Genomic DNA, 14,107 nt, shown 5'->3' on the forward strand with positions numbered 1-14,107 from the left:
TCCGTTGGTCTCGTTTATTGTTTCCGAAGCAATAGTGATTCACCGGGCTTCTCGTCCGGCGTCTGCTCGTGCAGGGCGGTCACGATTGGGACCAGAAACGATGCTGTGCTGTTTCCTCCTCCTGATGAGAGCCACGGGTCCACGTGCAGGAGCGGCCCGTTCTTGTTGTTCCTACCGCAATCCCTAACGACTTCGTCAACGGGAAACTTGCCCAAGAGAGAAGCCGGTTTGCTCGACAGCGCACGGAGGAAAAGATTTTGATTTTGCAGTAGCGAATTCAGCGGCTTCCGCGCGGCATCGAGGCCGCTTTGAACGGGCAGGTTCCCCTTGACGGCGCTGCAACTAAGGCGGAGGATTAACTTTCAAGGGTGGCAATGGAACGATGGCGCTCGTGCCAACAGACCGCTCAAATTCGAGGTAAACGTCACGCAATCACGGCTGAGGGCTCCGGCAGCGCTGGTCGCGATTCGCGTCGAATCTCCGGATCAAACCAGTGGCTGGATTAATGTCCGACACCATTCACACGCTCTCGACGACCGGCATGACGCCGAAGCGCCAGATCCAGAGCTGGATCGACGGGCTGACGAGCCTGTGTGGGCATTTCGACGTCGATCCGTTGGAGGCGTCCTCGCTCGAAGGCCGCATCGACTACACGAGCGTCTCGCGCCTGAAGCTCTGCCAGATCGAGGTGAGCCAGCATCGCATCGCGCATACACTGGCGCGCGCCAAGGCCAATGAACATCCCTACATCAAGATCCACTTCCAGACCTACGGCGTGTCCTATTTCGAGCAGGAAGGCCGTCACATCGAAATCAATCCCGGCGACATCATCGCCTATGACGTCTCCTGCCCGCATTCGATCATCAGCCCGGCCTTCACGCGTCACGACGTGGTGATCGTGCCGAAGGCGCTGCTGCGCGACCGTGGATTCCCGTCGCAGCGAATGCCCGCCTGCAAGCTGACGTCGAAGACGGGCACGGGGCGGATCGCCCACGATTTCGTCCATGCGACCTTCGACGAGGCGGCCAAGCTGTCGGCGAACAGCGCGGTCGGCGTCGCCGATTCGCTGATCGACCTGTTGCTGCTGCCGCTGCGCGAAGCCGACACGATGTTCGACCGGGTCGGGCCCGAAGCGATGTATGTGCGCGCGCAGTTCTTCATCCGCGAGCATCTGCGCGATCCGGATCTGTGCATCGACCAGATCTCCGCCGAGCTCGGCTGCTCCAAGCGCTATCTGCACATGCTGTTCTCGGAGCGTGGCACCACGGTGAGCGACTACATCTGGCAGGCGCGCTTGCAGAATTGCCGCCAGGAGCTCGAAGCTCACGCCGGCAAGACCATCACCGACGTCGCGTTCTCCTGGGGCTTCTCCAGCTCATCGCATTTCAGCCGGGTGTTCCGGAAATATTTCGGCGTGGTGCCGTCCTCGATCCACAAGGCGCAGCAGGGCACGGCGAGTTCGGGCGAGCATTAGGCGCTTTCGCGAGAATGCTCTACGTGGTGAGAGTCCCGCCGGTCGCGCCGCGGTGGCGATAGTTCACGCGGACGTGGCGATATAGGGAATGCCGGCCACGAGGGCGACGAGCACCACGGCGTTGCCCAGCATTCCGCTCCAATGCAGCCGGCGCAACCGACGCGGGGCGTCGGCATCACCGGCGTCCCTCGCGCTGAGCTGGTCGTCCACTCTCTGCATGAACCAGCGGCGTCCCCAGATCGCCAGGGCAGCGATCATGGCGACGCCCAGCGCGGCAAGCAGGCGGCCGTCGAGGAGGAGCGCCAACGTTCCAATGATTCCGGCGACGCGCATCACCAGAAAATGGGCGTTGAACATTCCGCGCAGCAACTGGGCGACGGGCTGAATATCGAGCCTCACCAGCAGGAAGGCGGGCGAGGCCAGCGTGAAATAGCCCATCGGAAACAGCAGAATGACCATAACGGCGACGGCGACTGCATCCGGTGTCATGCGATCGGCCCTTCTTGTCCGCAGAGGGCGCAATCATAGCGGGAAAATGCACGTCCGACACCAGGCTTTGGCCGGCCTTCCGGGCCGGGGAGGGAGCAACCGGCGCGCCGGCCCGGCTCCGAAGTTCAGGCCGGCTCGAGGCCGAGCGACTTTGCGCTCTCGATCCAGATCGGCAGTTCGCGCTGATACAGCGCATTGGTCTCCTTGAAGCCGATCGCGGGCTCGAGCACGAAGGTCGTGAGAACCTCCTTCACTTTCGGATCATTGTTGGCCGCGACGCAGAGCTCCGCCAGGCGGTCGACGATCGGTTGCGGCGTCGCCCTTGGCACCGCCCAGCCCGAAAAGCCGCTGACGGTGAAGAATTTCGAGGTGGCGCCCTGCTCGGGAAGAGTCTTGATGGCCGGGATCGCGTCGACCTTCTTCGAATGCACCGCGAACACGGTGCCGCGGTCGCTTTGCAGGACCGACTGTGCTGCGGTGTAGCTTCCCATCGCGGCATCGAGCGTGCCTTCGAGCATCCCCGTCCACATCGGGGCCTCGCCGCGGTAATGGACCGGCTCGATGTTGAGGCCGTACTGCTTGTTGAGCTCGTGGATCGTCATGTGCGGGGCCGATCCCGCGCTATAGGTGCCGAAGTTCACCCTGCCGCTCTTGCGCGCGAATGCGACGAAATCCTCCAGCGTCTTGACCCCGGTCTTCGGGTTCGCCACCAGCAACAGGCCGGCGCCGGGAATGACGCTGACGAGCGTCAAATCCTTGTCCATGTCGTAGCCGGGATTCTTCATCACCACGCGGTTCATGATGTAGGTGGTCGAGATCGAGCACAGCATGGTGTGGCCGTCCGGCTCGGCGCGGGCGACCTCCGCCGTGCCGATCGCGCCGGAGGCGCCCGGCTTGTTCTCGATGACCACGGTCTTGCCGATTTGCTTGGAGATGAATTCGCCGTAGGCGCGCGCGAGCAGGTCGGTCTGCCCGCCGGCCGGATAGCTGCAAATCATGCGGATCTGCCGCGCCGGCCAGGTGCCTTGCGCCGAGGCGCTGCGCGAGACGAAAGGCATCGCGAATGCACCGGCTCCGGCGGCGATGAAGTGGCGGCGATCGATTTTTGTGGACATGATTCTCTCCCGATTTCAGGCAAGGTAATGCATCGGGCTGGCGGTGCCACGGGCCTCAGGCGAGACAGATTGGCGCATTCTGTCGGACAGAGCTAGGACATGGTACGGCGCGGTGTTCGTGCCCCGGACGCAGCGCAGCGCTACGTCAGCGGAGCGTCACTGCGTGCCGCACCGCGCCCGGGACACAAGAGCCTCACCGCTGGATGATCTTCGTCCAGACGTCGCCCAGGATCGCGGGCTCGCGCGGTGGCAGATAGGTGAGGCCGGCCTGTCTGCCAAATTCGGCGATCTTGCCTTCGGCCGCGAGGGCGCTCAGCGCCTTGTTGACGGCCTCGATCAGCGCGCCATCGCTGGCAAGCCCGACATAGCCGCGATTGGCACCGATCGGATAGTAATAGCCGGACGCCGCGAGCGCATTGTCGGGGTGCGCGGCGCGATGGGCGTCGAAGCGCGCAAGGTCGATCAGCGTCGCGTCATGGTCGCCGCGCTGGAGCGCGCCGAGAAGATCGTCGCGGCCGGGGACGAGATGGGTGATGCTGCCGATCAGGCGTCCCTTGTCGAAGGTCATCAGGATGGCGTCGCCGAGCGAGCCGCTTTCGATGACCAGACGAAGCCCGGTGAGATCGCCGATGTCGCCGATCTTGCGGCCGCTTGCTTTCGGTCCGAGCACCACCGTCATCGGCGAATAAACGTAAGGCTGGCTCGGCGCGAGCACGCCGAGCGCGACACGGCGGCGCCGATCGTCGCGTTTGGCGCCGGCGAAGTCGGGCAATCGCGCCGTTTTCATCCCGGGGACGACGAGCGAATCCTGCGTCAGCGCATAGCCGCCAATGAGCGAGCAGCGCCCATCCGAGAGCAGCGCGTTGGCCTCGAGCTGCGGGCTGGAATCCTCGTCCAGCTTGCTCTCGAACCACTGGATCGTCAGGGTGCGTCCGAGCCGCTCCGCGATCGCCTGCGCCAGCAGCACGTCGAAGCCGGCATCCGGCTTGCCGCGGTGATGCATCGAGAGCGGCGGCCGGTCCTCGTCGAGACAGACTCTTAGGGGATCGTCGGCGGCAAAGGCGACCGACGCCATCATCGACAGAAGGGTCGCGACGCTCCATGCGACATGCCGGCCCCTCATGGCTTTCTCCGGCTGGAGATGAAGGCCCAGAGTTCACCGATCTGGTCGTCGCTGAGGATGTCGCCCCAGGGCGGCATCTTGTTATTCTTGCCGTTCTTCACCGTGGTGACGAAGCGCGCCTTGTCGTCGGGGAAGACCCGCAGATCCGGCGTGATGGTGCCGGAGTTCATCAGGTTCGGGCCGTGGCAGTGCGAGCATTTCTCGGCATAGGTCGACTTGCCGTGGTCGATCTGTGCCTGCATGGGATTGCCCGTTGGCTCGTCGGCGGCACCAGCGGTCGCCGCAAGCGCGACCGTCAGCACCAGGGCGGCGGCGAAGATCGCCGCCGTCCCGTCAAACATGTCTCTCAGCATCATGCCGCGGATTACTGCTTGACCGCAAAGACCCACAGCGAGCCGCCGGGCGGCACCTTGGCAAGCCGCTCGTCGCCGGAGAACAGCGAGTAGACGCCGCCATAGCCGCTGGTCACCGCGACATACTGCACGCCGTCCTGCTGCCAGGTCACCGGCTGGCCCTCGATGCCGGACCCGGTCTGGAACTGCCAGAGCTTCTTGCCGGTGTCGGCGTCGAAGGCCTCGAACTCGCCGGTCAAGGCGCCCGAGAACACGACGCCGCCCGCGGTCGACAGCACGCCCGAGAAGCGCGGAATGTCGCTCGGCGCTTCCCACTTCGCCTTGCCGGTCATGGGGTCGATCGCCTTGAGGTGACCGCGGGGGCCGTCCCCGAACTCCCAGGGATCGGTCAGGTCCATGCCGAGATACCATTCACCCTGCTTGAAGGTGACCGGCTCGGCCTTGTACTTGCCGCCGAAATTGAGCGTGTTGGCGTAAGCAAGGCCGGTCTGCGGGTTGAACGACATCGGCTCCCAGTTCTTGCCGCCGAGGATCGACGGATAGACCGTCACCTTCTTGCCCTCGCGAGCATCCTTCGACACGTCGGTCTCGATCGGACGTCCGGTCTTCATGTCGATGCCGGTCGCCCAATTCACCTTCACGTAAGGGTTGGCCGCCAGCAGCTTGCCGTTGGTGCGGTCGAGCACGTAGAAGAAGCCGTTGCGGTTGGCATTCATCAGCGCCTTGGTCGGCTTGCCCTCGACGTTCACATCCGCGAGCACCATCTCGGCGACCGCGTCATAGTCGAACGGATTGTTCGGCGAGAACTGGTAGTGCCACTTGATCTTGCCGGTCTTGGGGTCCATCGCCAGCACGGAGCAGGTGTAGAGATTGTCGCCGGGACGCACCGCGGAATTGAACGGTCCGGGATTGCCGATGCCCCAATACACGGTGTTCAGCTCGGGATCATAAGACCCCGTGATCCAGGTCGAACCGCCGCCGAGCTTCCAGGTGTCGCCCTTCCAGGTGTCGCCGCCGGGCTCCTCCGGCGAAGGGATCGAATGGGTGCGCCACAGGTGCTTGCCGGTCGAGGGATCCCAGCCGTCGATGAAGCCTCTCGTGCCGAACTCCGCACCGGAGATGCCGGTGATGACGACGCCGTCGGCAACCAGCGGGGCCACCGTCATCGAATAGCCTTCCTTGATGTCGGCCGCCTTCTGCCGCCACAGCTCCTTGCCGTTCTTGGCGTCGAGCGCGATCACGTTGGCATCGAGCGTCGTACGAAACAATTTGCCTTCGTGGATTGCGACACCGCGATTGATGATACCGCAGCAGACGATGCGGGGCGTCTCGGAGGGATATTCGACCTTGCTCTTCCAGATCTGCTTGCCGGTCTTGGCGTCCACCGCCATGGTCGCATTGTGCGAGGTCACATAGATCACGCCCTGATAGACTATGGGCTGGGATTCCTCGCTGCGATCGTCGTTGAAGGAGTAGTTCCAGACCGGGACAAGGTTCTTGACGCTGTCCTTGTTGATCTGGTTCAGCGTCGAGAAGCGCTGCAGATTGTAGCCCATCCCGTAATTGAGAACGTTCGATGTATCGGTCGCACCCTTGACCAGTTGCTCGGTGGTCTGTGCGCTCGCACAAGTCGATGCAAGCATGACGAGGCTCGCGGCCATCGCAAAGCGTTTCATCCGTTCCTCCCAATATGCGCGCCTCTTGACGCTGCGGAAGCAAATCTCCGTCGGAAACCAAAACGCGTCAATACGAAAGTCGCACGCGTCGTGCCGATATCGTTGAACGCAGGTGATGGTCACCTTACGGAAACCTGACGCAGCCGAGTCCCACTTGTGCGCAGACGCTGGGAATTCCGCGCCGCGAACCAGCTCCGGTCAAAGTGGTCTGGGCGAGCGGGGGCTTTCGCGAGTTGTGGCGCGCGCAAGTTGCATTGCGAACTTGAACCGCGAGCCGCTTGTGGATTTATCTCGTTGCTGCCCCGCCTCGCACGGGGATTCTTTGTCCAGGGAGGTCCTGATGATTTCGCGCCGCTCAATTGCGCTTGCGCTCGCGATTGCATTGTTGTCCGGTCCGGCATGGCCCGCCTCCGGCAACGCAGTCAAGTTGTTCGACACCGACAATGACGGCACGCTCGATCTTGCCGAGGTCAAGAAGGCAGCCGCCGCATTGTTCGCAAAGCTCGATCCCGATCATGACGGCACGCTCGATGCGCGCGAATTGCGCGGACGGCTTTCGGCGAAAGAACTCGCCGCCGCCGATCCTGACCGCGATGGGACCCTGACGCTCGACGAATATCTGTCCGTGGTCGAGCAGCGCTTCAATGCCGCCAATCCCGACAAGGATGGAACGCTGGATGCGAAGGAGCTGAACACGCGCGCCGGCCGCGCACTGCTGCGATTGCTGCGGTGAGCGCAACCGGAACAGAGGTGACGAGGCTGGCATTTTGCGAGCATTCCGCTCCGGCACTCGGAACATCGGGCAGCCCGGTCTGTTCTCCTCGCGATATCCTGCCCGGCGCCGGGGCAGCGCGGCGGGAGAAGAGGAGATACCGATGAACACGAAACATTCCGTTCTTGCCGCCTGCGCGATCCTGACGTTGAGCGCCGGCGTCGCCATCGCCGGCCCATGCAATACGGGCAGCGCCACCACCGACAAGGATGCTGGCTCCGGTCCGGTCACCGTAGGCTCGGCGCAATCGCACTCGTCCAGCTCCGCGGCCGCCACCAGCCAGCATCCGCCGACCAGCACGATGAATCGGGCGAGCGGTGAAGCGCCGGCGTCATCGGAAGATGCGCAGCGGCAGATGCAGAGCGAGCCGACGGCGGCCCAGCGGGCCGAAGGGGCCAAGCCGAACGCCGAAATGGCCGATAAGGGCTGCTGACGGCGAGCTCTCGTTGGTGTCGATTCGACGCGCGGTGCGTCGCACAAGGCTGCGTCTCGCAGGTCGTGTTTGACCAAGAGGGAACTGGTTTTGTCCGAGAGAGAAATGCAATCGCGAAGAATCGACACGGACGCGCTCAAGAGCCGAATCGAGGCTTGAACTGCATCTGACGCAGCCCTAGGTTTTGCGCCGCGCGATGTCGCGCTCAATACCTTGGGGAGACCCCGAATGGCTTGGAAAGCTCCGAAGATCGTGGAAGTGCCGGTCGGCATGGAAATCAACATGTACGCCTGCGCTTCGCGCAAGTAAGACTGACGACCTGCCGCGGCTTCGATGGCAAACGCCGTCGAAGCCGTGGTAGTGTCAGGAATGCGCGCGAGAGCCACCAGCTTCTGGACGATTGCTGCCTGCACGGTCGCGCTTCTACCGGTATGCGTCAGCGCCGAGGAAGGCTTCGATACCGAGCACATCTTCGGCTTCACGATCGGCACCGATGTCGGCACTGTCGGCGAGCGCGAATTCCAGAGCGAGACGACGGGGCGCATCGGCAAGGGCGGCACATATCGCGCGCTCGCGCAGGAGTTCGAGATCGAGGTCGTGCCGCTGCCGAACTTTCGCATCGAGGTCGGCGCCACGGCAACGCTGCACGACATCACCGGCGTCCCCGATATCGATGATCGCCGCCAATTCAACTTCCAGGGGGCTTCGCTCGACCTGCGTTATCGCCTGCTCAACCGGGAGCATGCGCCGTTCGGTCTCACCATCGCCGCCGAGCTCCATGGCGACCGCATCGACGAGACCAGCGGTGCGAAAGGGCGGATGTACGGCACCGATTTCACCCTCGCCATCGACCGCGAACTCATCCCGAACTTCGCCATCGGCGCCCTCAACCTGATCTATCAGCCGGAATGGGCGCGCTTCGAGGTGGCGGGCGTGTCCGAGAAGAGCTCGACGATCGGGGCGGCGTTTGCCGGCCTGGTGCGGGTGCGGCCCAATATGCTGCTCGGCGGGGAGCTGCGCTACTTCCGGCAATATGAAGGCATCGGCCTCGGGGAGTTTTCCGGCCAGGCCCTGTTCGTCGGCCCGACCGCTTATTTCCAGCTCTCCGAGCGCTCGCGGCTCACCTTGAGCTGGAGCATGCAGGCCTGGGGCCGTCCGGCCGGCTCATCCGCAAATCTCGACCTCGTCAATTTCGAGCGCCATCAGGCCCGGATGGTGTTTGGGGTGAACTTTTAGGTCTGCTCTTCGCCTCTGCCGCTTGCGGGGAGAGGGGAACAGAGGGCCCGTTTCTCACCAGACTTGAAACTTCCCCCTCCGTGGAACGTAACCTTTCGTGCTATTCTTGGTCGCCCTTGCGAGAGGATCCCGGCATGAACCCGATTGACCTGGTGGTGACTGTGTGTGCGGTGCTCTCGCCTGCGACCTGCGAGGAGCAGCATCTGATGTTCAACTATTCCGGTTCGCCCCGCCAATGCGTGATGGCCGCGCCGCCCTATATTGCGCAATGGGTTGGCGAGCATCCGAAGTGGCAGGCGGTGCGGTGGCGCTGCGAATATCCACACCCGAACGACAAGGCGTAAGGCGTCCGCGCTATTTCGTGCAGTCCTTCAGATCCTTGTCGGCGATCGAGAACACCGCATCCGCCCTGATCTCGATGTCGCGAACGATGCACTGCCGCGCATTGGGATAGCTGACCTTGGCATCGTAGCGGCCCGGCTCGACGCCGGTGATGCGCAGCCGCTCGTCGTGGTCGACTTCCTTGTCCTTGTCGTTGAGGCACTGGTTCGGTCCCCAGTCGGTTCTGCCGGCCGGGGCGAGCTGGAAGCCGGAGATCGTCTCGGTCGTCAGATTCCAGAGCCGGATTCCCTTGCCTTTGCCTTGCGCGGCGGCTTCGCCGGCAAACGCCAGCACCGCGATCAACACCAGAGCCCAACGCATCAAATCGTCCTCCCAAGGCGGCGCCGTTATTGCCTGATCAGACGCTCGCGGTTCTTTGCCTTGTCGAAATTTTTGGCGCGGTCAAGGCCGATCGGTGCAATCAGCTTGGTGGAGGTGAGATCGGCGCCCTCGAAATCGGCGTCGATGACGGTTGCCCCGGTCAGATCGGCGCCGCCAAGCTGCGCATTCCGGAGCGACGCACCGGTGAGGTCGGCTCCCCTGAGGGAGGCAAACTCGAGATCGACGCGTGACAAATCGGCGTTGCGCGCGTTCAACCGTTCCAGATTGGCCGATCGCAGCACGGCGCGCATCAACCCCATCGACTGGTTGCGCATGTCGGCGCCGAGATGAGCGTCGGCGATCGAGGCGCCGACCAGGCTCGCGCCGCTGAGATCGGCTGCGATGCGCGCGCCGGTCAGGTCAGCGCCGTCGAGGTGAGCGCGCGCCATCTGCGTAGCGAACAAATTGGCGCCCTTCAGGCTCGCGTCCGTGAGATCCGCGTCGAGAAGCCACGCCTGATCGAGGATCGCTCGATCAAGACGGGCGCGGCCGAGTTTTGTCTTGTTGAGCCGTGCCGCGCGAAGCACCGCCCTGGAAAGGTCGAGCCCCGAGAGATCGAGCCCCGACAAGCGCGTGCCGGTGAAGTCGGCGGGCGCGCCGGCGCTCGCCTTGGCCAGCACGGCCTCGACCTCTTGCCGGCTCATTTCAGCGGAGACCATGGCGGGTGAGGTGAGGTCGACGTCACGCATCATGTCCTGAGCGCTCGCCATGGTCGCGACGAGCGCGAAGCCAAGCGTCGTCAGAGCAACGGTTCGTCTCATCGGCAGGCTCCGCTACGGGCTGTTTAGCACACGCGCCGCACGGCTGCCTATGAGACATCGCGCCCGGAGCGTTCGCCGCCCTGTTCACCCTGGGCTTGCCGCGCCAGCCCGGCCTTGATCGCGGCAATCGCGGCGTCGCCGCGCGCCTCGCGCGGGATGCCGATGGGCACCTCGGCCAGAATGCGCGCCGGGCGCGGCGACAGGAAGAACAGGCGATCGCCGAGCCGCACCGCATCGTCCAGGCTGTGCGTCACGAGCAGCGTCGTGACGGGCCGGCTGGCGACCAGCGTCGCGATCTCGTCGCGCAATCGGCCGGCCAGAGCGTCGTCAAGCGAGGCCAGGGGCTCGTCGAGCACCAGAATGTCGGGCTCGACCGCAAAGGCGCGGGCGAGTGCGACGCGGCGGGCCAGCCCCAGTGACAGTTCGCCGGGGAAGTGGCTGCGATGCTGCTCCAGCTCGAGGATCCTGAACAGCTCGGCGAGCTTCTTGTCGGTGACGTCGGGGGCGACGAGCCGGATATTCTGCTCGACCGAGCGCCACGGCAGCAGCCGCGGCTCCTGGAACACCATGCCGATCCGTGCTTGCGGAGGCCGCGCGATGCGTCCCTGAAATTCATGATCGAGCCCCAGGATGATGCGCAGCATCGTGCTCTTGCCGCAGCCGGAGGGGCCGATCAGCACGCCGACCTCGCCGGACTGAAGCGCGAACTTGACCGGCGCCAGCACCTCGTGCGTTCCGCCCGCGGCACTCCTGTAGGTCTTGCCCGTGATCTCGACCTCAAGCCGCACGGGGCCGCCACCGTGTTGCGCGGGCTTCGAACGGCTGCACCAGCAAGGTTTCGATCACGAGCACGACGGCGGCGAAGGTCAGGGAATAGGCCAGCAGCCGCGGCGTGTCGAACAGCTGGAAGGCGACCCCGATCTCGAAGCCGACGCCGTTCGGACGGCCCAGGAGCTCGGCGACCAGCACGATCTTCCACACCAGCGACAGTCCGGAGCGCGCGGAGGCTGCGATATAGGGCGCAAGCTGCGGCAGCACGACGTGGCGGAAGGCGCGCCAGCGCGGCATCGCGAACACGCGCGCCATCTCGTCGAGCGAGCGGTCGAGCGCGCGCGTGCCCTCGCGCAAGGTGACGATGGCGGTCGGCAGCTTGTTGATGGCGATCGCCGCAATCGCGGCAGCCTCGGTGAGGCCGGCCCAGATATAGGCCAGCACGATCACGACCAAGGCGGGCAGATTGAGCAGCAGGATCAGCCAGGGATCGCCGAGCCGGTCGGCGAGCTTGATCCGTCCCATCAGGTAACCGATCGCGCTACCGACCGACATCGCCAGCACGAAGGCGAGCGTGACGCGCGCCAGCGTGGCGCCGAGATGCAGGAATAGCGCGCCGGATGAGGCTTCCACGATCATCACCTCGAGCACGGCCGGCGGGGAGGGCAGCTTTGCGCCGCCGACGAACAGCGCGGCAATCCACCAGGTCACGAGAAACAGGGCGAACGACAGAAGACGCAGCACCTCAGTCTCCAGGCACGGCGTGATAGAACGTGCCGGGATCGAGCTCGGCGGCGGGGCCGACGAGGTCGCGGCCGCCGGTCTCGGCCAGCACGCGGTAGAGCACGCGCGCATCCTTTTCCTCGTCGTCGATGCTCCGGTGCGGAATGCCGTCGCGATAGCGGTCACGATAGGTCTTGAGCAGGGTGGCATCGCTTGTGCCGGTCAGCGGCGCGATCTTGTCCCAGGCCGCATCCGAAGTCACCAGCAGCTGCTTGGCCTTGCGGGTCATGGCGATGAAGCGCGCCACCGCGTCGCGATGGCTCGCGGCCCAGCTCTCGTCAAAGACATAGCCGACCGCGGAGACCGCGCCCTTCGCGCCGAGTTTCGGCAGGATGTCCTCGATGCCGGCGAGGCGCCGAAAACCCTTGGCTTCGAGCTGGGCGCAGAAATTCCAGAAATTGAGGCTCGCATCCATCTCGCCATCGAGTGATTTGGCGGTGATCAAGGGCGGCGCGCCATAGACGATGGTCGCCTCCGACTTCAGGTCGATGCCGTCCTGCTTCATGCGCGCCTGGAGCAGCAGCCAGCTCTTGTCGATGGCTCCGCCGGCAACCGCAAGCTTGCGGCCCTTCAGGTCGGCGAGCGACTTGATCGGCGATGACGCCGGCACCATCACCGCGCCGAGCGCACTGGAGTAGGGATAGAAAGTGAGCTTGGCGCCGAGCGCCCGCTCGCGCGACACCCACAGCCAGTCCGACAGGATGATGTCGGCGCTGCCCGCGCGCATCGCGATCTTGCCGGCCTCTGTGCTCGCGAGCTCGCTGACCTCCAGCGTGAGATCCGCTTCCTTGTCGAGACCGCTCGCGCGGATCGCGGCCAGCTCCCAGGAGAATGTTCCGGTTTTCTGCACCGCAAGGCGGATGGTATCCGCGGCGCGGCCGGGTGTGGCCAGCGTCAGCGCCAGCGTCGTTGCGAGCGCCAATGTTCGACCAAGTGCCTTTATCACACCGCGTGCTCTCATCACCTTGTGAGCCGTTTCCTCTGACAGAGTGCTTTTCAGGACAATACGCATAGCATAGCTTTGCTCGCAACCAGCGGGAGGATGCGCATGAAATGGGCCGGACAGCTACGACCGATTGTCGCCGCATTGACGGTGCTGGCGGCGACGGCGTGCGTGGCGCGGGCCGAGGAAGCCAACGATTATCCGACGGCGGCGCGCGCGGAGTACGTCTATGGCTGCATGAAGGCCAATGGTGAGAGCCGGCAGTCGATCGAGCAATGTTCCTGCTCGATCGACGTGGTGGCCTCGATCGTCCCCTATGAGCGCTATGTGACCGCGGAGACCGCGCTCAGCATGTCGCAGGTGCGCGGCAATCTCGGCGTTCAGTTCCGCACCTCGGAGCAGGCGAACACGGCGGTGAATGATCTGAGGCGCGCGCAGGCGGAAGCCGAGGTGAGGTGTTTCTAGTTATCGCCGCGTTGGCGGTGCCATTCCTTCTCCCTTGCGGGAGACGGTGGCGCGAAGCGCCGGATGAGGGGTATCTCTCCTCTAGCTCAGACGTTTGAGAGGAGAGGGAAAGAGCGTTCGCCTCACGTCCCCGGCTTCTCCACGTCCCACTCGTTCCGGAACACGTGTCCGTCCGTGTCCTTCGCCTCCGCGCGAAAGCGCTTGGCGCCGTTGGAGACGTAGGTGAAGCGCAGATTGGGATCTTCCGAGATCGAGATGCCGCCTTCCATCGACAGCACGGGGCTGTCGTCCTGCGTCAGCTTCAGCCGGTTGATGAAGAAGGCGGGAATATAGAGATGCGTGACCTGGTCCATCTGCAGCCCGGAATTGTTGGGATGGCCGATCATGATCTGCGCCTCGCGGATGCGGCTCGCCGGCGCCTCCTCGCGCGCGAACTGCCGGTAGCGCATCTGGCCGAGCCGGCTGTTGGCTTCCTCGGCGTTCTTTCCTGCCGGCGCCGAGCAGCCGCCCGAGGCCTTCACATAGACTTTCGAGACATAGAGCTGGCCATCGCTGAGCTCGGCCACCGCATGGACGTCGGTGTAATTGTTGACGCGCACGCGCGTCGAGATCTCGGTGACATTGGCATCGGAGCCGAGCTCGAACTTCGCCGCCATCGGCGCCGGGTTACGGTCGATCACCAGCGTGATCGAACGGATACGGCGGCTATCTGCGGGCGATAGTTTGCTGCGCAGAGTCACCGGCACGATCGCCGCGTCCTCGGCGCGATACGGCATCTCGATGCCGATGACGGCGCTGCCGTCATTCATCGGACGATTATTGAAGATGTCCTGCACCAGGCCCGGCCAGGGATCGTCGGCGTCTTCAGCCTGCGCCGGCACAGCGAAGGCGATGCCGAGCAATGCGGCGATCAGGGGCAGGCGGCGTGTCCATCCGGTCATGGTCATGGTC

Annotated in this window: 18 protein-coding genes; 7 read left to right on the top strand and 11 right to left on the bottom strand. The window is 64.4% G+C overall.

From position 1 onward, the window contains the following. The first annotated feature begins 505 nt into the window (after positions 1-505). Positions 506-1,474 carry a helix-turn-helix domain-containing protein gene (locus tag IVA79_RS29060; RefSeq protein WP_247559485.1) on the top strand — a complete coding sequence of 323 codons (969 nt, stop codon included), beginning with the start codon at positions 506-508 and terminating at the stop codon, positions 1,472-1,474. Between the two features lie 63 nt (positions 1,475-1,537). Here the strand turns inward: IVA79_RS29060 and IVA79_RS29065 are convergent, their stop codons facing one another. The 5 genes from IVA79_RS29065 to IVA79_RS29085 all read right to left on the bottom strand — a co-directional run bounded on the left by IVA79_RS29065 (position 1,538) and on the right by IVA79_RS29085 (position 6,230). Beyond that, positions 1,538-1,963 carry a hypothetical protein gene (locus tag IVA79_RS29065; protein WP_247559487.1) on the bottom strand — a complete coding sequence of 142 codons (426 nt, stop codon included), beginning with the start codon at positions 1,961-1,963 and terminating at the stop codon, positions 1,538-1,540. A 125-nt stretch (positions 1,964-2,088) separates the two neighbouring features. Beyond that, entirely contained in the window at positions 2,089-3,078 is a 990-nt protein-coding gene (locus tag IVA79_RS29070) for a tripartite tricarboxylate transporter substrate binding protein (protein WP_247559489.1), read from the bottom strand. Positions 3,079-3,271: 193 nt separating this feature from the next. Continuing rightward, positions 3,272-4,201: a transporter substrate-binding domain-containing protein gene (locus IVA79_RS29075; protein ID WP_247559491.1), complete on the bottom strand. Its 930-nt coding sequence runs from the start codon at positions 4,199-4,201 to the stop codon at positions 3,272-3,274. Continuing rightward, on the bottom strand, positions 4,198-4,542 hold the full coding sequence (locus IVA79_RS29080; RefSeq protein WP_247559493.1) for a cytochrome c: 345 nt from the start codon (positions 4,540-4,542) through the stop codon (positions 4,198-4,200). Before IVA79_RS29080 ends, IVA79_RS29075 begins: the two co-directional genes overlap by 4 nt. A gap of 23 nt (positions 4,543-4,565) precedes the next feature. Continuing rightward, a complete protein-coding gene (locus IVA79_RS29085) occupies positions 4,566-6,230 on the bottom strand; it encodes a methanol/ethanol family PQQ-dependent dehydrogenase (protein ID WP_247559497.1) in 1,665 nt (554 codons plus the stop codon). A 340-nt stretch (positions 6,231-6,570) separates the two neighbouring features. Between IVA79_RS29085 and IVA79_RS29090 the strand changes: the two genes are divergently transcribed. The 5 genes from IVA79_RS29090 (at position 6,571) to IVA79_RS29110 (ending at position 9,015) form a co-directional block, all read left to right on the top strand. Continuing rightward, positions 6,571-6,963 (top strand): EF-hand domain-containing protein, encoded by a 393-nt coding sequence (locus IVA79_RS29090; protein ID WP_247559499.1) that lies wholly within the window; start codon positions 6,571-6,573, stop codon positions 6,961-6,963. A 142-nt stretch (positions 6,964-7,105) separates the two neighbouring features. Continuing rightward, complete coding sequence (locus tag IVA79_RS29095) at positions 7,106-7,435, top strand: hypothetical protein (protein ID WP_247559501.1); 330 nt, start codon at positions 7,106-7,108, stop codon at positions 7,433-7,435. 228 nt (positions 7,436-7,663) lie between these two features. Further along, complete coding sequence (gene pqqA, locus IVA79_RS29100) at positions 7,664-7,744, top strand: pyrroloquinoline quinone precursor peptide PqqA (protein ID WP_008562446.1); 81 nt, start codon at positions 7,664-7,666, stop codon at positions 7,742-7,744. 24 nt (positions 7,745-7,768) lie between these two features. After that, the gene (locus tag IVA79_RS29105) at positions 7,769-8,671 is read left to right on the top strand and encodes a hypothetical protein (protein ID WP_346658209.1); all 903 of its coding nucleotides are present in this window, start codon (positions 7,769-7,771) and stop codon (positions 8,669-8,671) included. Positions 8,672-8,805: 134 nt separating this feature from the next. Continuing rightward, the gene (locus tag IVA79_RS29110) at positions 8,806-9,015 is read left to right on the top strand and encodes a hypothetical protein (RefSeq protein WP_247559505.1); all 210 of its coding nucleotides are present in this window, start codon (positions 8,806-8,808) and stop codon (positions 9,013-9,015) included. Between the two features lie 10 nt (positions 9,016-9,025). Here the strand turns inward: IVA79_RS29110 and IVA79_RS29115 are convergent, their stop codons facing one another. Genes IVA79_RS29115 through IVA79_RS29135 form a run of 5 tightly spaced genes read right to left on the bottom strand, consistent with a single transcriptional unit; the run spans position 9,026 to position 12,709 of the window. Further along, positions 9,026-9,373 carry a hypothetical protein gene (locus IVA79_RS29115; protein WP_247559508.1) on the bottom strand — a complete coding sequence of 116 codons (348 nt, stop codon included), beginning with the start codon at positions 9,371-9,373 and terminating at the stop codon, positions 9,026-9,028. A 26-nt stretch (positions 9,374-9,399) separates the two neighbouring features. Beyond that, positions 9,400-10,194: a pentapeptide repeat-containing protein gene (locus IVA79_RS29120; protein WP_247559510.1), complete on the bottom strand. Its 795-nt coding sequence runs from the start codon at positions 10,192-10,194 to the stop codon at positions 9,400-9,402. Between the two features lie 47 nt (positions 10,195-10,241). Beyond that, positions 10,242-10,982, bottom strand: coding sequence for an ATP-binding cassette domain-containing protein (locus IVA79_RS29125; protein WP_247559512.1), 741 nt, complete (start codon positions 10,980-10,982; stop codon positions 10,242-10,244). Further along, the gene (locus tag IVA79_RS29130) at positions 10,972-11,709 is read right to left on the bottom strand and encodes an ABC transporter permease subunit (RefSeq protein ID WP_247559514.1); all 738 of its coding nucleotides are present in this window, start codon (positions 11,707-11,709) and stop codon (positions 10,972-10,974) included. Before IVA79_RS29130 ends, IVA79_RS29125 begins: the two co-directional genes overlap by 11 nt. Position 11,710: 1 nt before the next feature. Then, on the bottom strand, positions 11,711-12,709 hold the full coding sequence (locus tag IVA79_RS29135) for an ABC transporter substrate-binding protein (RefSeq protein ID WP_247559738.1): 999 nt from the start codon (positions 12,707-12,709) through the stop codon (positions 11,711-11,713). An 87-nt stretch (positions 12,710-12,796) separates the two neighbouring features. On the opposite strand from IVA79_RS29135, the gene IVA79_RS29140 reads away from it, so the two are divergent. Beyond that, on the top strand, positions 12,797-13,156 hold the full coding sequence (locus tag IVA79_RS29140; protein WP_247559516.1) for a hypothetical protein: 360 nt from the start codon (positions 12,797-12,799) through the stop codon (positions 13,154-13,156). 122 nt (positions 13,157-13,278) lie between these two features. Here IVA79_RS29140 and IVA79_RS29145 read toward each other — a convergent pair whose 3' ends face one another. After that, positions 13,279-14,097, bottom strand: coding sequence for a quinoprotein dehydrogenase-associated SoxYZ-like carrier (locus IVA79_RS29145; RefSeq protein ID WP_247559518.1), 819 nt, complete (start codon positions 14,095-14,097; stop codon positions 13,279-13,281). Positions 14,098-14,107 lie beyond the last annotated feature (10 nt).

It is taken from the genome of Bradyrhizobium sp. 138 (assembly GCF_023074075.1).
Taxonomy (GTDB): Bacteria; Pseudomonadota; Alphaproteobacteria; order Rhizobiales; family Xanthobacteraceae; genus Bradyrhizobium.